Below are 21,661 nucleotides of genomic sequence, written 5' to 3' on the forward strand. Positions count from 1 at the left end.
TCTATGTGCGGGGGAAATGGAACTTCAGTCAGGGGATCGATTAGGAGGTGAGATCACGGCGTGGCCACCGCCGATGCCGCCGGTTGGCCGCCGTGACGCGCAAACCAATCGAGTTGCAGGGCAACACCCGCGATCAGCCGCGAGGGCGTGCCATAAATTGAGGAGTGTCCAGCGTCAGGAAACACGACGAGCTGCGAGGCGACCCCCCGCAGCTGCAGCGCGTTGAAGAATTGCTGCGCTTCGCCGATCGGGGTGCGATGGTCTTCCTGGCCGACCATCACAAGTGTCGGTGTAGCGACGTTACCGACGAGAGACAGCGGTGAACGACGCCAATAGGCCATCGGATCGCTCCACGGCAGAACACCGACCGCGTCGCCGAGGTTCGCGAACTGATCCGTTACGAGCGCGTCGCTGACTTCGTTTATGACTGGCTTGACCACCGCAGCGGCTTTGAAACGGTTCGTGCGACCGATGGTCCAGGCAGCAAGCATTCCGCCGGCCGAACCACCGGCTACGAATAGGCGTGTGCGATCCGCAATACCGGCCGCGACTGCCGCGTCCACGCCCGACATAAGATCGACATAGGAAGGATTTGGGTAATCTCGTGCGATCCGGTCCGCGAATGTGAACCCATAGCCAAGCGAGCCTCGATAATTGACGTGCAGGACCGCGTACCCATGGGCAGCAAGCAACTGGTCTTCGCTGTTCCAAGACGGATCATCGTAACCGTAAGGACCGCCGTGAATCATGAGGATCAGCGGTAGGTTGCGACAGGCCCGATCGGGCGGGCAGACGAGCCACGCTCCGATCTCGGCTCCATCGAGCGCGGAGCGGAAGGGGAGGGGCCTGATCGTCGCCAGCCGGCGGTCGCGTAGCAGCGCGTCGTTGAGTGAGGTCAGAGGCCGCTCGCGACCGCCGGGCGATGTAGTCGAAACATCGGCGGGATGCTCGAAGGTGCCGCTCGGAAAGGCGATAGTACCATCGTCCGCGACGCTGAAGCCTGTATCACCACCAACGCTGCGGACGGCGACATGCGGCGTACCGTCCAGATCAAAGCGCGTCAGCACCGTCGTGCCCCGGTCTGGATGTACCACAAACAACGATCGCCCATCCGCGGAGAAGGTCGGCGCACTCATCTCAGTTTCGAGGCGGCGGGTAAGCGGACGGACATTTCGGCCGCCCGGTTGCATCAGGTAGATCGCGCTCGGCTCATAGTCTCGGCCTGTCCGCCGGGCGCCGACGAACGCGATGGTCCGTCCGTCTGGCGAGATCGTCGGTGATCGCGCACCGATGTCCTGGGGTGAAATCGCGTGCGCCTCACCGCCACTCGCAGCGATCTGAAAAAGCCGGGCCCTGGTATAGATATGCTGGCGGAAGTCGACAGGCTGGGCGGAATAGATGAGGGCACGGCTATCGGGGGTCCATGTCGGCTCCCCGTCGACGTCCGTAGCAGCCGAGGTAAGCTGTCGGCGGCCCGATCCGTCCGCTGCGATGACGAATAGCTGGACGTGTCCACTAGCAAACTCGGACTGACCGTCCTGCTGATAGGGTGCGCCGGTGATGATCCGAGGCACTGCCGCCCAGGTCGCGGCAGCAGGCTTCTCCACCGGCGCCGTATATGTCGTGGCGGGTTCGGCGACAAAGGCGGTATAGGCGAGCTTCCTTCCATCAGGTGACCATCGAAGGGTGTTGGCTCCGCCGGAGGCGTCGAAGCGAACAGGCATTCCGCCGGCGATCTGTTGCAGGACGACGTGCGTACCGCCAGCGACATACGCCAGCGTGCGGCCGTCGGGTGACCAACGCGGCATTGCCGCAGATCGCGCCATCAGGTGCTGATGACCGTTCGCAACGTCGATGATCCAAACATCGGTTCGACTTCCGTCGATCGCAATATCAGCGCTCGCTCTGACGTAGGCGACATGGTTTCCCTCAGGGCTGATGCGCACGTCGCCCGCATGCTGCAGCAGGAACAAGTCGGCCGGCACGAAAGGCCGTGGCGCTGCCGTCACCACTCCGGAAGCAACGAAGGCCGACAGAACCATAACCCCTACTCTTAAAAACATCATTCCAACGCCCCTGTAGACGAGAGTAGCCAAGCGTAACCGGAATCGGCCCACAGGCTCGCTCATTGCTGCCGCCAACGAGCTGGCTATCCGATGGCGGCGACCTTTTTTAGGTAGGCGAGGTCGGTTTGCGAGCGTTCGCGCCAACCTCGGGCCACTTATTTCGGTTAAACCGTTCGGCGGCAAGTGTCGTTGCCTCCTAAATGCCTGACGAGGCCTCGCGGGTTTGCATGATGTACTCGCGGGGCGAACGGTAGCCCAGCGCTTTGTGCGGGTAGACCTGGTTGTAGTGGGTCAGCCAGGCGGGCAGCTGCTCCATGACGGTGCGTGCGTCGGGCGTCGGGTTTACGCGGACATAGTCGCGCTTGAGGGTGCGGACGAAGGCCTCCGCCAGGCGGGCAGCTGCTCCATGACGGTGCGTGCGTCGGGCGTCGGGTTTACGCGGACATAGTCGCGCTTGAGGGTGCGGACGAAGGCCTCCGCCATGCCGTTTGACAGCGGGCGGCTGACCGGGGTTGTGCGGGGCAAGAGGCCGATGTCGCGAGCGAAGCGTCTGGTGTCGCCAGCGACATAGGGACTGCCGTTGTCGATGAGCCACTCAATCGGCTCGGCCAGGCGCTTCACGGGTCCGAAGCGATGCTCGACGGTGGCGACCATCCGGTCGCGAACGTCCTCGGCAGTGATGCCGCCGGTTGTGGCGACGTGCCCCATGGCTTCCCGGTCGCAGCAGTCGAGCGCGAAGGCGACGCGTACCTTCTCGCCGTTGTCGGAGCCGATCTCCAGCGGGTCGGAGCACCAGCGTGTGTTGCGCCGGTCGACGGCGACACGGCCGTCGTGGCGCCGTTCCTCGCCCTTGCCGGGGACATTATCATCCACAACGCGGGTTGGGTCGGTTACCAAGACGTCGCCGACATCCTCGACGAGACGTTAGACGACATAATGGCGGTCGCCGCCAAGGCGCCGCTCTGGCTGGCACAGGCAGCTTGGCGGTCGATGAAGGCGGCGGAATACGGCTGCATCTTGCTCACCACGTCCGACCGGGCGCTGTATCCCGAGTACTCCCAGCCCGGCCTTGCTGCCTACGCTGCGGCGAAGATGGCGGCGCTCGGGATCGTCAAGGTGCTGGCTCACGAAGGACAGCCGCACGGGATCGTCGTGAACACGATCTCGCCGGTTGCGAAGACGCGGATGGGATCGGGCACGAACGTCAACACCAACGCGGCGGTGATGCGAAGCAGCGATGATAGCTCAAGCTCCGCATCGGCTCGGAATGCGCAATTCAATCGACCACATGGAGGGGCGACCAGCTCTGGAACGGCGCGAGACGCCGTCAGATCGTCATTTCCAATCTCCATTGCGATGAATAGCCAACCGGTCTATTTCTAAATCATGGCGGTTGAATCGGCCTTTTTTGTTCTCAGCCGCAAGAGAGGCCGCCCGACCCCCACCGGAGGCGGCCTACGGTACGTCGCGGGATGCCGTGATCCGGGTCGGCGTCGCCTTATTGTCGGAGGAAGGCTACTCGGTGACGGGCCTGGAAGGGGTGCTGCGCAGCGCCAGCCTGCGGAAGGGGTTATTCTACCACTACTTCCCGAGCAAGGATGCCTTCGGCGCCCCGTTGATCGACGCATACGCGGACGATTTCGCCCGCAAGCTCGATCGCTGTCTCCTGATCTCAGCAAGACCCCGCTCCAGCGCCTCGAACCATTCGTAGCCGATGCTAAGGTCGGCATGACGCGTCATGCGTTCCGCCGCGGCAGCGTCGTCGACAATCTCGGCCAGGAGATGAGCGTCCCGCCGGAACCGTTTAGCGAGCGCCTGTGCGGCGTCCTACTCGATTGGCAGGCTCGGGCGGAACGCTGCCTGCACGAGGCGCAAGAGGCCGGCGAGATCGCGGCGGGGCTGATTGCAGGACGCGCGCCGCCTTCTTCTGGATCGGCTGGCAGGGCGCCGCTCTGCGCGCCAAACTCGAGCGCAGCCCGGAGCCTCTCGACTTCTTCGCCACTCTATTCCTGACCTCGCTGGCGCGGTGAGCGCCCACCCCGGAGAGCCGCCCATGTTCAAGGCTATCGTGATCGAGAAGGACGAGGCCGGGACTCGCGCCACCTTGCGCGAGCTCGACGAAGCGCAACTGCCCGAGGGCGACGTGACCGTGGACGTCGCCTACTCGACGCTGAACTACAAGGACGGCCTGGCGATCACCGACAAGGGACCGGTAGTGCGCAAGTTCCCGATGGTGCCGGGCATCGACATCGCGGGCACGGTGCGCGACTCCCGCCATCCCGATTACCGGGCAGGGGACCGTGTCGTCCTTAATGGCTGGGGCGTCGGCGAGACCCATTGGGGCGGACTGGCGCAGGTGGCGCGGCTTCGGGGCGACTGGCTCGTACCGCTGCCGGAGGGTTTCACCCCGCGTCAAGCGATGGCGATCGGCACGGCCGGCTACACCGCAATGTTGTGCGTGATGGCGCTGGAGCGCCACGGTGTGAGCCCCGACAAGGGCGAGGTGGTCGTCACCGGCGCAGCGGGTGGCGTCGGCAGCACGGCGGTCGCCCTGCTGTCGCGCCTCGGCTACACAGTCGCGGCCGTGAGTGGACGCCCCGAGGAGGCGGACTACCTGCGCGGCCTCGGCGCCAGCGAGGTACTGGACCGGGCGGCCTTCTCGGAGCCGGGCAAGCCGCTAACGCGGGAGCGCTGGGCCGGCGCCGTCGATGTGGCCGGCAGCCACACCCTTGCGAATGTCTGCGCCGCCACGCAATACCGCGGCGTCGTCACCGCCTGCGGGCTGGCCCAGGGCATGGACCTGCCGGCGAGCGTCGCCCCATTCATCCTGCGCGGCGTCAGCTTGATCGGCATCGACAGCGTGATGTGCCCCCGCCCTGAGCGGATCGACGCCTGGAACCGACTGGTCCGAGACCTCGACCCCGCCAAGCTTGATTCCATCACCGCCGAAATCGGCCTGACGGAGGCCGTGGCCACGGCCGGCCTCCTCATAGCGGGCCAAGTGCGAGGGCGCGTCGTCGTCGACGTCAACCGCTGAGTCCCACTAGGGCTTGAGGTATCTGAACTCAGCGTGACGATGCACCGAGGGAGGACCGGCCGCCTGGGCTCTTCCAGAACGGAGCCAGGCGATGAGCAAGGGATAGTACCTCCGCGTGCTGCTGCGGATCCTCATCGATGACATGTCGGAACCGTGGGTCGGTGAGGTACGCGGTAAGGACGGGTCCGAGGGCGTTAGCGAGAACGTCGGTGGGAAGTACTCTGGCTCTGCATAGATGCTCGACGCGCTCGAAAAACTCCAGGAAGCGCACCACGGCCTCTCGATCCGCGCCGTTATCGTCGGCGGGCGCACGCCGCAGCGTCGCCATGTGTTCCTCAAGCTCCTTGAGGAGGGCATGCAGCGCCGGGGCCGCGCCGAACCGTCGCGCGTCGCCGATCTGACGCGAAAGCAGAAACAGGCTGACCGCAGACACTGCGGCATAGACCGCTGTTGCCGCCGCGGACACAATCGTGGCGGTGTCGTTCCCCATATGCTCAGCTCCGCTGCTCCATCGCGTCAGCCGATCCGCTCGTGCGCGTCGGCGCGGCCTATGACCCAGTAGCCGCCCGCTTTCGTCCAGCCGCGCGAATGGCCACGTTCGTCAACCACCACGTCGCGCACCCCCCGTGCGACCCGTGCCTCAGCCGCGATCCAGACGAAGCTCTCCGGGGCCAGATCGATCGCGCGGACCGCATCGATCAGGGCGGACGGATCGCCGGCGGCCGTGAGCGGCCGATGCACCCAGCGGGCGTCTAATTTGGCCAGGCAGGCGAAGGTCTGCTCTTCCGACGGGCCGCTCACCGCGACGATGCTGGTGATGCGCGCGGTCGCGTCGGCCTCCTCGATGCGTCGGCCGATCGCGGGAAGCGCCGTCTCATCGCCGATCAGGACCCAGCGCCGAACGTCGGGCGAGATGATCGACGAACCTTTCGGTCCGGCGACCTGGATGACATCGCCGGGCCTGGCGGACAGTGCCCACTCCGTCGCTGGACCGGCGTCATGAAGCGCGAAGTCCAGCGTCAGCGTCCGGGCGACGCCGTCGAACCGCCGGGGTGTGTAGTCGCGGCGCTCGCCGCCCGGTACAAGGAGCTTGACGTGATCGTCGAAGGCGCGGCTCCCGAAGTCGGCGAGATCGTCGCCGCCGAGGGTGATCCGAAGCATTCTCGGGGTGACGCGTTCGATTCGCCTTACGGTGAGCGAGCGGACCTTCGGCTCCTGGCGGACACGTTCGACCGGGGGCCCTTCAATATGGGTGCGTAACAGCTTCAGGACGCCCATGCTGCTTTCCTTTTAGATGGTGCCCCCGAGCAGTGGCTCGTTGGCCCGACCCGAACGCACTAGGCGTTCAGCCAAGGCGCATCGACACCTCGACATCGTCGCCGAACGGCACCGACAGGTAGCCGCCGCCCGACCGCACGCGCTCCAGATAGGGCGGGCAGAAATCGGCATTGTCAGCGATCACCAGCGCCCCCGGGCGCAGGCGGCTCTCCACCAGATCCAGCACGTCCGGGTACAGCGCCTTGGCGCCGTCGAGCAGCAGCAGGTCGACCCGCTCGGGCAGGTCGGTCGCGAGCGTCTGCAACGCGTCGCCTTCGCGGAACTCGACAAGATCGGCGAGCCCGGCTTCGGCCAGATGTGCCTTTGCACGGGTGACCTTCGACGGCTCGAACTCGCTCGTCACGATCTGGCCGCCGCCATTGTCGCGGAGCGCCGATGCGAAGAAGATCGTCGACAGCCCGAAGGACGTGCCGAACTCGACGATCGAACGCGCGCCTGCGTTGCGCGCGAGCATGTAGAGCAGCGTGCCCGTCTTGCGTGAGACAGCCAGCGGAATGTCCTTCATGCGCCCGTAGAAGTCGAGATACTCGGTTCGGCTGCGCACCAGCCGCGCCTTGTCGTCGCCGGTCAGGCCGTTCCAATAATCGGCGACCGACGGCGTGGTCGAGGGCGACGCCGCCTCCGCCTCTGCGAAGAGGCGGTCGAGCAGCGGGGCGACGGGTGCGCTGAGCAGCGTGTTCATGGTCGGTTCCATCAAAGGTGCGGTAACTGATCGTGCGTGGCGCGGGGCGGTGCGGCGTTCGCGAGGGCTCAGCCCTCGGCCGCCATGTCGTGAATATCGGCAAGGAGCGTCGGTCCCACGGGATCCCAGTTTAGGCGCTCCCGCGTCAGCGCGTTATCGGCCGACATATCCTTCGTCACGAAGGCGGCCAGCCATCCGAAATGCGCGCCCGCCTCCTCGGCGCCGATCGACGTCACGGCCAAGCCAAAGGTGTCGCCGATCGTCTCCGCGATCGCCTGGAACTCGATCGCGCTCTCAGCGACGGCGTGGTAGCGTGCCCCCGCCTCGCCCCGCTCCAATGCCAGCCGGTAGAGGCGGGCGGTGTCGGCGATGTGGGCCGCCGACCAGGCATTGGTGCCTTCGCCGACATAGGCGGAAACGCCCTTGGCGCGGGCAAGCTCGATCGCGCTGGTGACCAGGCCCTGCTTGCGCGTGTCGTGGATCTGCGCGTTGCGGATCACCACGACGTGGACGCCCTGGTCGAGCAGGGCTTGCCCGGCTAGTTCGGAGGCGACGCGGGGATTGGGGCTCTCGGGGTTGAACACGTCCTCCGACGCCCAAGCGACGGGCGCCGCCGACCCCATGGCGGTGCTAGACGTGATGACGAACGGCTTGCTCGTGCCTTGGAGGCCGGCGCCGAGCGCCTCGATCGCGCGGGCGTCCTTCTGGCAATTGGCGACGAAGTTCGCGAAGTCGTGATCGAACGCGGTATGGATCACGCCGTCGCACGCGGCGGCGCCGCGCGTCAGGCTCGCCAGATCTTCGATGTCGCCGCGATGCGCCTCGGCGCCGGCCGCGGCCAGCGCCTCCGCCCCTGCGTCGGAGCGGGTCAGGCCGAGCACCTGATGGCCCGCACCGATCAGCTCGGGGATGATGTGCGAGCCGATGAAGCCGGTCGCACCGGTCAGGAAGACACGCATGGGATGCTCCTAAAATAGGTCCGGAATTAAAATAGGGGGCAGCCGTCAGGCGGGATTGACGAGGGCGAACGCCGCGTCGTAGCGGCTCTCGCGCTCCGCGTAGCGGTCGCTCCGGGCACGTTCGACCAGCACCTCGCCATGCGGGTGGTCTCCGGCCCCGAGCAGCGCCATCACCTCGTCCACGAAGGCATCGAGCGGCAGGGCGCGTGGATCGTCCAGCTGCGCCGCACCGGTCAGCTTGGTCGCGACATAGGGCGGTAGCAGCTCCAGCACCTCCAGCCCGGTATGGCGCATCTGGTGGCGCAGCGACTGTAGCCAGGAATGCAGGAACGCCTTGGTCGCGCAGTAGGTCGGGAAGGCCGAGGACGGCAGGAAGGCGAGCTTGGAGCCGGTGACCATCAGCGTCGCCGCCTGCTGCCGGCGCAGGTGCGGCAGGAACGTCGCGATGGTACGCAGGGTGGCGTTGATGTTGGTCTCGACCAGCCGTTCGGCGAAGGCCGCGTCCCAATCGTCGGCGGTCAGGTCTTCCTTGCCCGAGATGCCGGCGTTGGCGAACACCGTGTCGAGCGTTGGAAAGCGCGCCAGCACTTCCTCTTTCAGTGTCGGGAGCGAGGCGGGATCGTCGAGGTCGAGCCGCAGCCCGACAATGCCGGGCGTTCGGTCCACGACCTCGTCGATCAGTTCCTGCCGGCGGCCGGTGACGATCACCGTGTTGCCGCGCACATGAAAGGCCTCGGCCAGCCCGCGGCCGATGCCGCTGGTCCCGCCGGTGACGAGGATGGTGTTGCCGGTCATCTTCACGATGCGTCTCCGAAAGTCCTGGGTGCGGGCGGCAGGGTTGCGGCCCGATTGGATGGATCTAAAATACGACTGACCCGTCAGGTTCGCTAATCGCATTTCGGAGACGTTCGATGGTCGGCAAGGCAACCCCCAGGATCACCACGCGCAAGGAGCCCAAACAGGCTCGCGCCACCGGGTTGGTCGCGGCGGTTCTGGACGCCGCTGTTCAGGTTTTGCAGAGCGAAGGCGCCGCCCGCTTCACCACCGCGCGAGTCGCCGAGCGCGCCGGCGTCAGCGTCGGCTCGATCTACCAATACTTCCCGAACAAGGCGTCGATCCTGTTCCGCCTGCAAAGCGACGAATGGGCGGAAACGACGGGGCTGCTGAAGCGGATCCTGGAGGATCGGACGCGTCCGCCGTTCGAGCGCCTGCGACAGCTCGTCCAGGCGTTCGTCCTTTCGGAATATGATGAGGCGAACGTCCGGATGGCACTGGACGACGCCGCGCCGCTCTACCGCGACGCGCCCGAAGCCGCTGCCGCCAGGGCGACGGCGGACGCGGTGATGCACGGCTTCATGGCGGAGGTGCTTCCCGACATTGCCCCGGCGGAGCGCAGCCTTGCGGCGGGCCTGATCCAATCGACCATGAGCCAGGTGGGCAAGAGCTTTTCCGAGCGACCGCGCACGGTGACCGAGATCGAGACCTTCGCCGATGCGATGGCCGACATGTTCTGCGCCTACCTGGAGCGGATGGCGGCCTGAAAGCCGATGCGGCCGCGCTCGCCATAACCTGAATAGTCGCCGTCGGTACAAGCTGGCGCGTGGCCGCTGGCCTGCGATTTGACGAGAGTATCCAGGGTGGCAACGCTCCGCCGAGCCACCTGTCGCGAATGCGATTAGCGAACGCGACGAAGCCGTCGTATTTTCATGGCGTTCGGTCGGCTCCGCGATGGGGCCGCCATCCCGTCACGAGAAGATCGACATGGCCCTCCTTCCTTCGCTTACCCAAAGATCGGATCTGCCGGCTGTTCGGGCTTCAGCGTCCGGCCGGGCGCTTCTTGCCTGCACGACGGCAGCCGCTCTGCTCGCCGGCTGCGCGCCGCAGCTGGGGGAGCGTCGCGTTCCCATCTCGGCGAATGCTCTGGCGACCGAGCGAAGTCTCGCTGCGCCCTCCGCGCCGTGGCCGATGGCGGAGTGGTGGCGCGCGTTCGGTGACCCCCAATTGAACGCGCTGGAGGCCGAGGCGCTTGCCGGCGCCCCGACGCTGCGGCAGGCCGACGCCCGTGCCCGTGGCGCCAGCGCGGCAGCCCGCGAGCAGGCGGCGGACAGCAGGCCGCAACTGTCCGCGGAGGCGGAAGCGCAAGGCGTGCGCGTCACCCGCAACCAGGGCTATCCCGACGACATCAAATCCTATCTACCGCGCGGCATCCACAGCCAGGGGCGGCTGGGGCTCGACCTGTCGTGGACGCTCGACTTCTTCGGGCGGAACCGGGCGGCGATCGCCGCCGCGCGGTCGGAGGCGGAGGCCGCGCGGCTCGATGCAGCGGCGGCGCGCCTGTTCCTGTCGACCGCGGTGGCGTCGAGCTATGCCGAGCTGAACCGGCTGTTCCACCTCCGCCGTACCGCCGAGGACGCGCTCACCGTACGCCGCGACACGCTGGCGCTGTTGTCCCGCCGGCTGGCGCAGGGGCTCGCCACCGCTCCAGAGCGGAACCAGGAAGCGACTTACGTGCCGGTGAGCGAGGGGGAGATCGCCGCCATCGACCGACAGATCGCGGTCACCCGTCACCAAATCGCGGCGCTGCTCGGCGCCGGCCCCGACCGTGGCCTCGCGATCACCGCACCCGTCGCCGACGGTCCACAAGCGATCGCGCTGCCTGCCGACCTGCCGCTAGCATTGGTCGGACGCCGGCCCGACCTGGCTGCGGCACGGATGCGCGTGGAAGCGGCCGACAAGCGGGTGACCGTCGCCCGGCGCGACTTTTATCCCAACATCAACCTCGTCGCGCTCGCCGGGGTGCAATCGTTCGGCCTGGCCGACCTGTTCACCCGCGACGCGCTGGCCGGCTCTGCCGGCCCGGCGATCAGCCTGCCGATCTTCCAGGGCGGACGGCTGCGCGCGCGACTGGGCGGCGCGGTCGCCGGCTATGACGAGGCGGTCGCCGACTATGACGCGCTGCTGGCGGCGGCGTTGCGCGACGTGGCGGACGTCCTCGCCGCGCAGCGTGCGCTCGCAGTCCAGGTCGACGCGGCGCAGCGCGCGGCGGCGTCGGCGGACGCGGCCTATGCCGGGATGCGTCGCCGCTACGCCGGCGGCCTCGCCTCGCATCTCGAGGTGCTGACCGCCGAGAACGGCCTCGTCGCCCGCCGGCGCGAGGTCGCCGACCTGTCCGCGCAGCGCCTCGCCCTCGACATCGATCTTATCCGCGTCCTCGGCGGCGGCTTCGCCGCGCCGGGGGCGCCCACTTCCGAAGGAACGACCCATGGCTGATGCCACTACCGCCCCGGGAGCCGCCGTCGCTCCCAATGCCCCCGCCGCGACCGAGGCGCCGCCGCCGCGCTGGCCGCGGGCGCGGCTGCTACGGGTATTCGGCGTCGTGATCGCGGTCGGCGCCGTGGTCTGGCTGGCGTGGCATGTGCTGGTCGGCGTCCACCACGTCACTACCGACGACGCCTATGTCGGTGCCGACCTTGCCTCCGTCACCCCGCTGGTCGCGGGCGCCGTGATCGACGTGGCGGTCCACGACACGCAGATGGTGCGGCGCGGCGACGTGCTGGTGCGGATCGATCCCGCCGACGCACGCCTCGCCGTCGGGCAGGCGAGCGCCGACTACGACCGCGCCGTGCGCCGGGTGCGCGGCTACATGGCGAGCGACGACACGACGCGCGCCGGCCTCGCCGCCGGCGACGCGGCGGTGTTGCGCGCGCAGGCTCAACTCGCCGCGGCGGGCAGCGAGGTCGCGCGGACCGGCGTCGACCTTCAGCGTCGACGGGCCCTGGCCCCGGCCGGCGACGTCTCGGGACAGGAGCTGACGACGGCGAAGGGGGCGTATGACGCCGCGGTCGCCTCTCGTGCTGCGGCGCAGGCGGCGCTGGTGCAGGCGCGCGCCGACCGCGATGCGGCGCGGGGTCGCCACGAGCAGGGACTGACGCTGACCAGCGGGGCACGCCTCGACGACAATCCCGAGGTCGCCGCCGCTGCCGCCGCGCTCGGTACCGCCCGGCTGGCGCTTCAGCGCACCGTGATCCGGGCTTCGGTCGACGGCATGGTCGCGCGCCGCCGGGTCCAGGTCGGGCAGCGGGTCGCGATTGGCACAGAGCTGATGACGATCGTGCCGCTCACCCAGGTCTATGTCGACGCGAACTTCAAGGAGGTGCAGCTGGAGCGGGTACGGCCTGGCCTGCCGGTCATGCTCTCGGCCGACCAATATGGCGACGGCGTCGTCTATCACGGTCGCGTCGTCGGCATCGGTGGCGGCAGCGGCGCGGCGTTTGCGGCGATCCCGGCGCAGAACGCGACGGGCAACTGGATCAAGGTGGTGCAGCGCGTGCCGGTACGGATCGCGCTCGACGCGGGCGAGGTCCGCCGGCATCCGCTGCGGGTTGGCCTGTCGATGAGCGTCGACATCGCGCTCGACGCCGCCCCCGAACAGGTGGCGGCACGATGAGCGCGCCCGCCAACGCCGTACTGGCCGGGCCGCCGCCGCTGTCGGGCACCGCCCTGTGGCTCGGCGCGATCGTGCTGGCCTTCGGCAACCTGATGGCCATCCTCGACATGAACATCGCCAACGTGTCGATCCCCAACATCGCGGGCGGCTTGGCGGTGGCACCCAATCAGGGCACCTGGGTCATCACCTCCTACAGCATCGCCGAGGCGATCACCGTCCCCCTGACCGGCTGGCTGGCGCGCAGCTTCGGCCAGGTGCGGGTGTTCTGCGTGGCGATGGCGGCGTTCGGGATCTGCTCGGCGCTGTGCGGGCTGGCGAGTTCCTTCTACATGCTGGTGTTCCTGCGCGTGCTGCAAGGCGTGGCGGGCGGCCCGATGGTGCCGCTCTCCCAAACGCTGCTGCTCGGTATCTTCCCCAAGCACAAAGCGGCGTTCGCGGGCACGGTGTGGACGCTCGGCGCCTCGATCGGCCCCGTCGCCGCGCCGCTGCTCGGTGGCGTGCTTTGCGAGCAATTCTCGTGGCCGTGGATCTTCTTCGTCAACGTGCCCTTCGCGCTGGCTTGCGCCTTCCTCAGCTGGCGGCTGCTGCGCGGCCGCGACGCGCCCGTCGCTCGCCAGCCGATCGACGGCGTGGGTCTGGGGCTGCTGGTGCTGTGGGTCGGCGCGCTCCAGATCCTGCTCGACCGCGGCCAGGAGCTGGACTGGTTCGGCTCGCCGTTCATCGTCGGCTGCGCGCTGGCGGCGGGGCTCGGCTTCGTCCTGTTCCTGATCTGGGAGCTGACCGAGCGGCAGCCGATCGTCGACCTGACCGTGTTCCGCCATCGCGGCTACACCATGCTGGTCGTCACCCTGTGCCTGGGGCAGGGGGCGTTCTCCGCCTCGGTGGTGCTGTCGCCGCTGTGGATGCAGATGTCGCTAGGGTACACGCCGATCCGCGCGGCGCTCGCGGTGTGCTTCGCCGGCGCGGTCATCACCGGGCTGTCGCCGCTGATCCAGCGGCTGATGGGTCGAATTGACAAGCGGCTGCTGATCTCGTTCGGCGCGCTGGCGATGGCCGCCGCGATGGTGTGGCGCGGGCAGTTCGCCTCGAACGTGCCGTTCGTCGACATCATGGCGACGCACCTGGCGTTCGGGTTTGGGCTGGCCTTCTTCATCATCCCAATCTTCTCGACGATCCTCGGCAGCCTGCCGCCCGCGCAGGTGCCGGCGGGGGCGGGGATGATGGCCTTCTCGCGCACCACCGCGGTGGCGTTCGCCGCCTCGATCGTGACGACCTTGTGGGCGGACGGCACCGCGCGCGGCCGCGTCGCGATCCTCGACGGGTTCCGGCAGGATCGTGCGATCGGGGACGGCATCGCCGCCGGACTTACCCCCGACCAAGCGATCCACCATGCCGACGCGGTCGTGCAGTCCGAGGGCGTGATGCTGGCGACCAACCACGTCTACCTGCTGCTGGCGATCGCCCTGCTGATCGCGGCCGCCGTGGTGTGGCTCGCTCCCAAAGCCCGCCCGCCAGTGCCTGCCGCCCCCTGACGGGTTGATCCCGTACTAGTCATGCACTAAACGGAGTTGCATGAAACGGGATGGCAGATTGTCCGGCGTGCTGCACGTCATGCTCCATATGGCGGAGGTGCGCCGTCCGCTCACTTCCGAGACGATGGCCAGGGCGATGGGCACCAACGCAGTCGTCATCCGCCGCATCATGGCGGGCCTGCGCGACGCGGGGCTGGTGCGCTCGGGCAAGGGGCATGGCGGCGGCTGGACGATCGAGCGCGATCTTGCCGCGATCACGCTGGCCGACGTGTACCGCGCGCTGGGCAGCCCCGGGCTGTTCGCGATCGGCCACCGCAGCGACATGCCCGGATGCCTGGTCGAGGAGGCGGTGAACGCGACGCTCGGGCAGGCGCTGCGCGATGCCGAGACGGTGCTGCTCGACCGGTTCGCACGGGTGACACTGGCGGAGCTGTCCGCCGACTTCCACGCCCGCATGGTGGCCGGCGGCAAGTCGTTCGACTCGATCGACGTGGGGGCCGCCCATGCGGCATGACGCGGTAATCGTCGGCGGCAGCTATGCCGGCCTTTCCGCCGCGATGCAGATCGCGCGGGCGCGCCGGTCGGTGTGCGTGATCGACGCCGGCCAGCCCCGCAACCGCTTCGCCGCCGCATCGCACGGCTTCTTCGGCCAGGACGGCGCTGCGCCGGCTAAGATGCTGGCGGACGCGGGATCGCAAGTCGCGGCCTATCCGGGCGTGCAATGGATCGCGGGCGAGGCGGTCGATGCCCGCGCGGTGCCCGGCGGGTTCGAGGTGGCGCTTGTCGGTGGCGGGACGGTTGCAGCGGCGAGGCTGGTGCTGGCGTTCGGCATCACCGATCTTCTGCCCGACCTGCCTGGTCTCGCGGAACGCTGGGGTGCGAGCGTGCTGCATTGCCCCTATTGCCACGGCTACGAGCTTCGTGGGCACGCGCTGGGCGTGCTGGCGACGCTGCCGATGTCACCGCATCAAGCGGCGTTGATCGCCGATTGGGGCCCGACTACCTTCTTCCTCGACGGTCGCGACCTTCCCGATGAAACGACGCAGGCCCTCCTCACGCGCCGTGGGGTCGCGATCGAGCGTGCTCCTGTCCGCGCGCTGCGGGGCGAAGGGCACGCGCTATTGTCGGTGATGCTGGAGGATGGTCGCGAGGTCGCGGTCGACGCGTTGTTCCTGGCGCCGCCGACCCGGCTCAACAGCCCGATCGCCGAACGGCTCGGCTGCGGGCTGGACGACGGTCCGTTCGGCCCCGTGATCCGCACCGACGCCGCCAAGCTGACCACCGTGCCCCGCATCTACGCCGCCGGCGATGCTGCGCGCGTGCCCCACAATGCGAGCTGGGCCGCGGCGGACGGCGTCACCGCCGGCATCTCGCTCCACCAGTCACTGGTGTTCGCCCCCGTGGCTGAATGAGCAAGGCATTGCGATGAAGCTTTATGAACTGGCTTGGGGCCTCTACCCGCGCCGCATCGCTGTTTACCTGGCCGAGAAGGGAATCGACGGGATCGAGCGGGTCTCCTTCGACGCGCTTGCAGCTTGGCCCCCGCCCGAGCTTCTTCAGCTCAGCCCGCACGGCACGGTGCCGATCCTGGATGTCGGCGACAGCACGCTGATCCGCACCTCCATCGCCATTCTTGAATATCTGGAGGAACGCTTTCCCGACCCGGACATGATCGGGGCCGACGCGGCCGCGCGCGCGAGGACACGCGAATTGGTGGCTGTCATAGACGAGGCAGCGACCCACCTCGCCGTCTGGTGCCGCAATGCGAGCCCGCTATTCGCTGGGCGGGTTACCCAGAGCCGCGCGGCTGCCGCCGTCGCGGCCGACGTCTATGCCGACCGGCTGCGACTGCTCGATCGGCTGGCGGCGGGAGCTCCGGGTCCCTTCCTTGCCGGCGCGCGCGTCACGATCGCGGACTGCGTTGCAGGCGCGACGATCCAGTTCGCCGATCGCTTCTACGGCGTGCCGCTGCCGGAGGGCTGCGGCGCGCTCGAGGAATGGTATGCCATGTTCGCTGCCCGCGCGAGCATGGCGGCTCCAGTCTATCCCGAACCGCTGCTGGCGTTGGCGTACGGCCTGCCAGCTATCCAGCTAGGGAGCGAACGGGCGTGATTATCGGCTCTTTTCAACAGGCCGCAGACCGATCGTGAGCCTGTCGTGGCGCCGGTCAAGCGCCCGCGACGCCGTGACCGATCATGTTCTTAGGGACGATGATCCGGTCGTACTGCTCCTCCGTGACGTGGCCGGATTTCAGCGCCGCCTCGCGCAGCGTGGAGCCGTCGGCGTCGGCCCGCTCGGCGATGTGCGCGGCGTTCTGGTAGCCGATCACCGGGGAGAGCGCAGTGACCAGCATCAGTGTGTTCTTCACCAGCTCGCCGATCCGCTTCTCGTTGATTTCCGTCCCCTCGACCGAATAGGTCCGGAACTTCTCGCAGCCATCGGCCAGGATGGTCGCGGAATGCAGGAAGTTGTTGATGATGATCGGGCGCATGGCGTTGAGCTCGAAGTTGCCCTGCGATCCGGCGAAGGCGGTGGCGGTGTCGTCGCCGATCACCTGGATCGCGATCATCACCATCGCCTCGCACTGGGTCGGGTTGACCTTGCCCGGCATGATGGAGGAACCGGGCTCGTTGGCCGGCAGCTTGAGTTCGCCCAGCCCGCAGCGCGGCCCCGACGCGAGCCAGCGCATGTCGTTGGCGATCTTCATCAAGGCCACCGCGGCGCCCCGCAGGGCGGCGGACGCGCGCACCATCGCGTCGAGCGAGCCCTGCGCCATGAACTTGTTGGGCGCGGTCACGAACGGCTTGGCCGTGAGCTCGGCGATCTTGGCGGCGACGTTTCGGGAGAAGCCCTCGGGCGCGTTCAGCCCGGTCCCTACCGCCGTGCCGCCCAACGCCAGCTCGTAGAGCCCGCCCCGCGAGCGCTCGATCTCGCCCACGCAAGCCTTCAACTGCTCCGCCCAGCCCGACCATTCCTGGCCGACCGACAAGGGCGTCGCGTCCTCCAGGTGGGTGCGGCCGACCTTGACCACGTCCATCCAGCCATCGGCCTTGCCCTGGATCGTGTCCGCGAGCTTGGTGAGCTCGGGAATGAGCCGGTCATCGATCAGCGTCACCGCGGCGATGTGCATCGCGGTCGGAAAGCTGTCGTTGGACGATTGGCCCATGTTGACGTCGTCATTGGGGCCGATCGGCTGTTGCGAGCCCAGTTCCCCGCCGACGAGCTGGATTGCTCGGTTGGACAGCACCTCGTTGGTGTTCATGTTCGACTGGGTGCCTGACCCCGTCTGCCACACGTAGAGCGGGAAATGCTCGTCGAGCTTGCCCGCGATCGCTTCGTCGGCGGCGCGCACGATCGCATGCGCCTTCCAGTCCGGCAGCCGTCCGGCGGCTTTGTTGACCAGCGCGGCCGCCTTCTTCACGATGCCGTAGGCATGGTAGACCGACTTGGGCATGTGATCGTCGCCGATCGAGAAATGCTGCAGCGAGCGTTGCGTCTGCGCCCCCCAGTAACGATTGGCGGGCACTTCGACGTCCCCCATGCTGTCGAACTCGCGGCGCTTGCCGGTCGCGTCTAGACCGATGGGCACGTCCTTCACGGTCGGGTGATCTTGGTCGGCCATGACAACGCTCCTAATCTTGAATTGGGTGGACAGGGCGGGAGGGAAACGGAAGAGAGAGCGCGACCACCAAGCCCACGCCGATCGCGGCCGTCACCACCATCGTGACGATCGTGAGCGAAAGCGTCTCGGCGATCAGCGGGAATGGGGTGGCGGCGCCGAGCGTCATCACCTGCCAGCCGCCGATCGCGGCGCGGAAGCCATAGGATCCGGGCACCATCGCCACGATGCCGGGAAAGGCGAACACGACGGGCGGCGCGCGGAAGCGGGCGGCCGCCGCCCGCGCGACCAGCCCGGCCGCGAGCGCGCCGACCAGCGAACCGGCTGCCACGCCGACGCCGATGCTCTCAAGTAAGGTGCGCAGGCCGTGGCTGGCCGCCCCGCAGGCAATGCAGGCTGGGACGGCGCGGGGCGGCAGGTTGAAGAGCGTCGAATAGCCCGCGGCGGCCGTAGCTGCGAACAACAGGTCCTGCCCCAGCGGCAGCGTGCCGGGCGGGACGCCGATCGGAAAAGTATCGCCCGCACCCGCCACGACGAGCAGCAGCGCGAAGCCGATCACTAACACGGTGGTGGCGCCGATCACCAAGCGCGCGACCGCGTTGCCGCCATGCCCCGCCACCAGGTCGCGCACGCCGTTGAGCAGAGGCACCCCCGGCACGAGCACCATGCCCGCCGCGGTCAGGCAGATGACGGGCGACGCACCGGGCGACAGCCGCACCGCCGCTTCCGCGACGAAGCCGCTCACCAAGGCGACCAGGAAGGCGGTCGCGATTGGATTGGCGCCGCGCTGCGCCAGCGCCAGCCGCAGCGCGGTGCCGACGAGCACGGCGGCGAATGCCGCCGCGACGACCGGCCATCCGCCGCCGAACAAGCGGGCGAGCGATGCCGCGGTGACGGCGACGCCCACCATGACCAGCGGGCCCGGCAGGCCGGCCCGGTGCGCCTCCAGCGCATCCAGACTACGCCCAAGCGCGGCCGCATCCCCGTCGCCCGCCCGCAGGCGGTCTAGGCACTCCTCGATCGCGACGAGGCGGCCCATGTCCGCACCGAGCGATGCGACCGGATGGCCGATGCGGATCACCGTGCCGTCCGCCCCGTCGACGCCGACCAGGATGGCTTCCGTGCCCACCAGGCGATCCGCCCGCCCGCCCAGCAACCGGGCGACCTCGTCGATGCGGGCCGCGACATGCTCCGTGTCGGCGCCTGCCGCGAGCAGGAGGCGACCGACGCGGGCGGCGAGGTGCGCCGGTCCGGCGGGTGCGCCCGGCTCAGTCGGGCCGCGCATCGTGCGCCACCCCGCCGCCGACCGATCGATCCTTCCTGGCCGTCGGGTGCCAAGCCACCGCCCGCCCGCCCGCGCGTCCTTCGTCCATGGCGGACCGGATGGCGAAGAAGCCGGCCGTCCGCCCTGCGCCGAGGCGCGCGCGCGGGCAGGCGAGGTTGCCTTCGGCATGTTCCGCGACGATCCCGAAGCGGTCCACGCCGAGTGTGCCGTGGGCCACCGCGCCGATCACCGCACGCCGTTCATCGACAGTCCTGCGCCGAATGCGGAAGGACAACGGCCCTCGCCCGTCAGTAGCCGGGCTCATCGAGACCGACCTTGCCCTTAAAGATGAAATAGATGGCGAGGGTGTAGACCAGCGTCAGCGGCAGCACGAAGACGCCCGCCCCCCAGAACATGAAGGCCAGGCTCGATCGCGGCGCCGCGGCGTCGACGGTCGTGATCGCGAACGGGACCATGTAAGGGTAGAAGGACACGGCGAGCGTGCCGAAGGCCGCGGCGAAGATCGCGATCGCCGCCAGGAACGGCACGAGTTCGCGGCGCCGCCGGATCGCGAGCAGCATGATGGCGCAGGCGACGGCCCCGGCCATCGGGAAGGCGAACAGCACGGGCCGCTGCAGCCAACGGGTCATGACGGTCAGGTCGTCGGCGAGCGCCAGGACGAACACCGCCGCCAGGAACAGGAACAAGGCGACGAGCAGCTTGGGCATCAGCGCGAAGCCGCGGTCCCGGATGCTCGGTGCGGAACGCCACGCCAGCCAGCCCGCGCCCATCAGCGCATAGCCGATGCACAGGCCGACGCCGCACAGCATCGCGAAGGGCGAGAACCAGCCGAACGGACCACCGGTGTAGCGCGTGCCCGTCATCGGCAAGCCGTGGACGAGCGCGCCGACCGCCGTGCCCTGGAGGAAGCTCGCGATGTAGGAGCCAAGGACGAAGCCCGCATCCCACAAGGGCCGGGTCCGCGCGGACTTGTCGCGGAACTCGAAGGCCACGCCGCGGAAGATCAGCGCGCCGAGCATGAAGATCAACGGCAGGTAGAAGGTGGAGAGCAGCACCGAGTAGGTCAGCGGGAAGACGCCGAACAGCACGGTCGCGTTCAGCACCAGCCAAGTCTCGTTGCCGTCCCACACCGGCGCGATCGAGGCCAGCATGCCGCGCCGTTCCCGCTCGTTCCGGACGAATGGCAGCAGCATCCCGATGCCGAGGTCGAACCCGTCTAGGGTCACGTAGAGGAAGATGGTGAGGGCGAGTACCGCGACCCAGAACTCGATCATTCCGCCGCCTCAAACCGGCGCATGTCCTGACCACCGACTCCGGGGCTGTCGCCGGGCAGCGACAAGGGCCGCTTCGGGTTGGTGCCGCCGGGCACCGGGTTCGGCGTCGGCGCGGGGCCGCGCTTCAGCAGGCGGTAGATGTAGACCGTGCCGAAGGCGAAGATCGCGGCATAGACGACGAAGAACATGGCGAGGGTGGTCGCGACCTGCGGACTGGTGAGGAAGGGCGTGGCGGCGTCAACCGTGCGCAGCTGGCCGTAGACCGTCCAGGGCTGGCGGCCGACCTCGGCGGTGAACCAGCCGGTCAGCGTCGCGACGAAGCCGAGCGGGAAGGACAGGAAGGTCGCCCACAGGAACCAGCGTCCCGTCTCGATGCGGTTGCGCAGGAGCTGCAGCGTGCCGAACCAGGCGATCGCCAGCATGAGGAGGCCGCAGCCCACCATCACGCGGAACGCAAAGAACGGGATCGCGACCGGCGGCCGGTCCGCCTTCGGCAAGTCCTTGAGCCCGATCTCCTTCGAGGACAGGCTCATGGAGGCGATCAGGCTGCCTAGGTAGGGAATCGAGATCGCATAGTCGTTGCGCTCGGTCTTCTCGTTCGGCCAGGCGATCAACACCTCGGATGCAGGTGCCTCGTCGTGCCAGCGCGCCTCGATCGCGGCGAACTTGGCCGGCTGCTTGTCGTGGGTGTAGTCGCCGACCAGGTGGCCGACGAAGAGCTGCACAGGCACCAGCACCGCGGCCAGGCCCAGCCCCATGCGCATCATGGTGCGCGCTTCCGCCTTGAACTGGCCGCGCAGCAGGTGCCACGCGCCGGTCGCCGCGATGCAGAAGGCCGACGTGACGTAGGCGGCCAGCAGCATGTGCGGCATCCGCACCAGCACCACGGGGGAGAAGATGATGGCCAGCCAGTCCACCGGCACGAAGGTGCCGTCCGCGGCGATCCGGAAGCCGGTCGGCCACTGCATCCAGCTGTTGTTAACCATGATCCAGAAGGACGAGAGCGTCGTGCCCAGCGCCACCATCAGGCAGGCGAACAGGTAGAAGGGCCGGGGGATGCGGTCGCGCCCGAACATCAGCACGCCGAAGAAGCTCGCTTCGAGCGCGAAGGCGGTGAAGCTCTCGTAGCCCAGCAGCGGCCCCTGGATGGCGCCGGCGCGGCGGGACAGCTCGCTCCAGTTCGTGCCGAATTGGAAGGCCATGACGATGCCCGACACCACGCCCATCGCGAAGGCGACCCCGAAGATCGACCGCCAGAAGTCGAATAACCGCCGGTAGACCGGCTTGCCCGTCGCCATCGAGGTCGCTTCCAGCACGCACAGCCACGCCGCCAGCCCGACGGTGAAGGCGGGGAAGATGATGTGGAAGGAGATCGTGCTCGCGAATTGGATGCGCGAAAGCAGCAGCGTCGTCATGTCCATC

General features: G+C 68.4%; 22 protein-coding genes and 1 pseudogene. 11 read left to right on the plus strand and 12 right to left on the minus strand.

Features of this window, described 5'->3' with window-relative positions:
* Positions 1-53: 53 nt before the first annotated feature.
* Together AC07U4_RS22020 and AC07U4_RS22025 are read right to left on the minus strand one after the other, a co-directional pair.
* A complete protein-coding gene (locus AC07U4_RS22020; protein ID WP_495197097.1) occupies positions 54-2,042 on the minus strand; it encodes a prolyl oligopeptidase family serine peptidase in 1,989 nt (662 codons plus the stop codon).
* A gap of 220 nt (positions 2,043-2,262) precedes the next feature.
* A pseudogene (locus AC07U4_RS22025) lies at positions 2,263-2,903 on the minus strand (integrase core domain-containing protein); the annotation flags it as partial.
* Between AC07U4_RS22025 and AC07U4_RS22030 the strand changes: the two are divergent.
* From AC07U4_RS22030 to acuI, 4 genes are all read left to right on the plus strand, one after another.
* Positions 2,898-3,449, plus strand: a complete 552-nt coding sequence (locus AC07U4_RS22030; RefSeq protein WP_495197098.1) for an SDR family NAD(P)-dependent oxidoreductase — start codon at positions 2,898-2,900, stop codon at positions 3,447-3,449. The pseudogene AC07U4_RS22025 and the gene AC07U4_RS22030 sit on opposite strands and share 6 nt — an antisense overlap.
* A gap of 94 nt (positions 3,450-3,543) precedes the next feature.
* Positions 3,544-3,777, plus strand: coding sequence for a TetR/AcrR family transcriptional regulator (locus AC07U4_RS22035; protein WP_495197099.1), 234 nt, complete (start codon positions 3,544-3,546; stop codon positions 3,775-3,777).
* A 17-nt stretch (positions 3,778-3,794) separates the two neighbouring features.
* Positions 3,795-4,079 carry a TetR family transcriptional regulator C-terminal domain-containing protein gene (locus AC07U4_RS22040; RefSeq protein WP_495197100.1) on the plus strand — a complete coding sequence of 95 codons (285 nt, stop codon included), beginning with the start codon at positions 3,795-3,797 and terminating at the stop codon, positions 4,077-4,079.
* A gap of 40 nt (positions 4,080-4,119) precedes the next feature.
* Positions 4,120-5,103, plus strand: coding sequence for an acrylyl-CoA reductase (NADPH) (gene acuI, locus AC07U4_RS22045; RefSeq protein ID WP_495197101.1), 984 nt, complete (start codon positions 4,120-4,122; stop codon positions 5,101-5,103).
* Between the two features lie 28 nt (positions 5,104-5,131).
* Here the strand turns inward: acuI and AC07U4_RS22050 are convergent, their stop codons facing one another.
* The 5 genes from AC07U4_RS22050 to AC07U4_RS22070 form a co-directional block, all read right to left on the minus strand.
* Positions 5,132-5,593 (minus strand): hypothetical protein, encoded by a 462-nt coding sequence (locus tag AC07U4_RS22050; RefSeq protein WP_495197102.1) that lies wholly within the window; start codon positions 5,591-5,593, stop codon positions 5,132-5,134.
* A gap of 26 nt (positions 5,594-5,619) precedes the next feature.
* Entirely contained in the window at positions 5,620-6,381 is a 762-nt protein-coding gene (locus AC07U4_RS22055) for a siderophore-interacting protein (RefSeq protein ID WP_495197103.1), read from the minus strand.
* Between the two features lie 67 nt (positions 6,382-6,448).
* Positions 6,449-7,123 carry an O-methyltransferase gene (locus tag AC07U4_RS22060; protein WP_495197104.1) on the minus strand — a complete coding sequence of 225 codons (675 nt, stop codon included), beginning with the start codon at positions 7,121-7,123 and terminating at the stop codon, positions 6,449-6,451.
* A gap of 68 nt (positions 7,124-7,191) precedes the next feature.
* Positions 7,192-8,082: an SDR family oxidoreductase gene (locus AC07U4_RS22065; RefSeq protein ID WP_495197105.1), complete on the minus strand. Its 891-nt coding sequence runs from the start codon at positions 8,080-8,082 to the stop codon at positions 7,192-7,194.
* Positions 8,083-8,127: 45 nt separating this feature from the next.
* On the minus strand, positions 8,128-8,877 hold the full coding sequence (locus AC07U4_RS22070) for an SDR family oxidoreductase (RefSeq protein WP_495197159.1): 750 nt from the start codon (positions 8,875-8,877) through the stop codon (positions 8,128-8,130).
* A gap of 116 nt (positions 8,878-8,993) precedes the next feature.
* Here AC07U4_RS22070 and AC07U4_RS22075 point away from each other — a divergent pair, with 116 nt between their 5' ends.
* The 7 genes from AC07U4_RS22075 (at position 8,994) to AC07U4_RS22105 (ending at position 16,173) form a co-directional block, all read left to right on the plus strand.
* On the plus strand, positions 8,994-9,623 hold the full coding sequence (locus AC07U4_RS22075; protein ID WP_495197106.1) for a TetR/AcrR family transcriptional regulator: 630 nt from the start codon (positions 8,994-8,996) through the stop codon (positions 9,621-9,623).
* A 220-nt stretch (positions 9,624-9,843) separates the two neighbouring features.
* Complete coding sequence (locus tag AC07U4_RS22080) at positions 9,844-11,352, plus strand: efflux transporter outer membrane subunit (RefSeq protein ID WP_495197107.1); 1,509 nt, start codon at positions 9,844-9,846, stop codon at positions 11,350-11,352.
* Entirely contained in the window at positions 11,345-12,529 is a 1,185-nt protein-coding gene (locus AC07U4_RS22085) for an HlyD family secretion protein (RefSeq protein ID WP_495197108.1), read from the plus strand. Before AC07U4_RS22080 ends, AC07U4_RS22085 begins: the two co-directional genes overlap by 8 nt.
* Positions 12,526-14,061, plus strand: a complete 1,536-nt coding sequence (locus AC07U4_RS22090; protein ID WP_495197109.1) for a DHA2 family efflux MFS transporter permease subunit — start codon at positions 12,526-12,528, stop codon at positions 14,059-14,061. Before AC07U4_RS22085 ends, AC07U4_RS22090 begins: the two co-directional genes overlap by 4 nt.
* A 40-nt stretch (positions 14,062-14,101) precedes the next feature.
* A complete protein-coding gene (locus AC07U4_RS22095; protein ID WP_495197110.1) occupies positions 14,102-14,575 on the plus strand; it encodes an Rrf2 family transcriptional regulator in 474 nt (157 codons plus the stop codon).
* Positions 14,565-15,473, plus strand: coding sequence for an NAD(P)/FAD-dependent oxidoreductase (locus AC07U4_RS22100; RefSeq protein ID WP_495197111.1), 909 nt, complete (start codon positions 14,565-14,567; stop codon positions 15,471-15,473). The genes AC07U4_RS22095 and AC07U4_RS22100 overlap by 11 nt, the downstream gene beginning before the upstream one ends.
* A 13-nt stretch (positions 15,474-15,486) precedes the next feature.
* A complete protein-coding gene (locus AC07U4_RS22105) occupies positions 15,487-16,173 on the plus strand; it encodes a glutathione S-transferase family protein (RefSeq protein WP_495197112.1) in 687 nt (228 codons plus the stop codon).
* Between the two features lie 55 nt (positions 16,174-16,228).
* Here AC07U4_RS22105 and fumC read toward each other — a convergent pair whose 3' ends face one another.
* Genes fumC through AC07U4_RS22130 form a run of 5 tightly spaced genes read right to left on the minus strand, consistent with a single transcriptional unit; the run spans position 16,229 to position 21,660 of the window.
* Positions 16,229-17,683, minus strand: a complete 1,455-nt coding sequence (gene fumC / locus AC07U4_RS22110; RefSeq protein WP_495197113.1) for a class II fumarate hydratase — start codon at positions 17,681-17,683, stop codon at positions 16,229-16,231.
* Positions 17,684-17,693: 10 nt separating this feature from the next.
* Complete coding sequence (locus AC07U4_RS22115) at positions 17,694-18,965, minus strand: threonine/serine exporter family protein (RefSeq protein WP_495197114.1); 1,272 nt, start codon at positions 18,963-18,965, stop codon at positions 17,694-17,696.
* On the minus strand, positions 18,949-19,239 hold the full coding sequence (locus tag AC07U4_RS22120; protein ID WP_495197115.1) for a tautomerase family protein: 291 nt from the start codon (positions 19,237-19,239) through the stop codon (positions 18,949-18,951). The genes AC07U4_RS22115 and AC07U4_RS22120 overlap by 17 nt, the downstream gene beginning before the upstream one ends.
* Before the next feature lie 13 nt (positions 19,240-19,252).
* A complete protein-coding gene (gene cydB / locus AC07U4_RS22125; RefSeq protein WP_495197116.1) occupies positions 19,253-20,239 on the minus strand; it encodes a cytochrome d ubiquinol oxidase subunit II in 987 nt (328 codons plus the stop codon).
* Positions 20,236-21,660: a cytochrome ubiquinol oxidase subunit I gene (locus tag AC07U4_RS22130; protein WP_495197117.1), complete on the minus strand. Its 1,425-nt coding sequence runs from the start codon at positions 21,658-21,660 to the stop codon at positions 20,236-20,238. The genes cydB and AC07U4_RS22130 overlap by 4 nt, the downstream gene beginning before the upstream one ends.
* Between the last annotated feature and the right edge of the window lies 1 nt (position 21,661).

The organism is Sphingomonas sp. GW821-FHT02B09, from assembly GCF_059421875.1.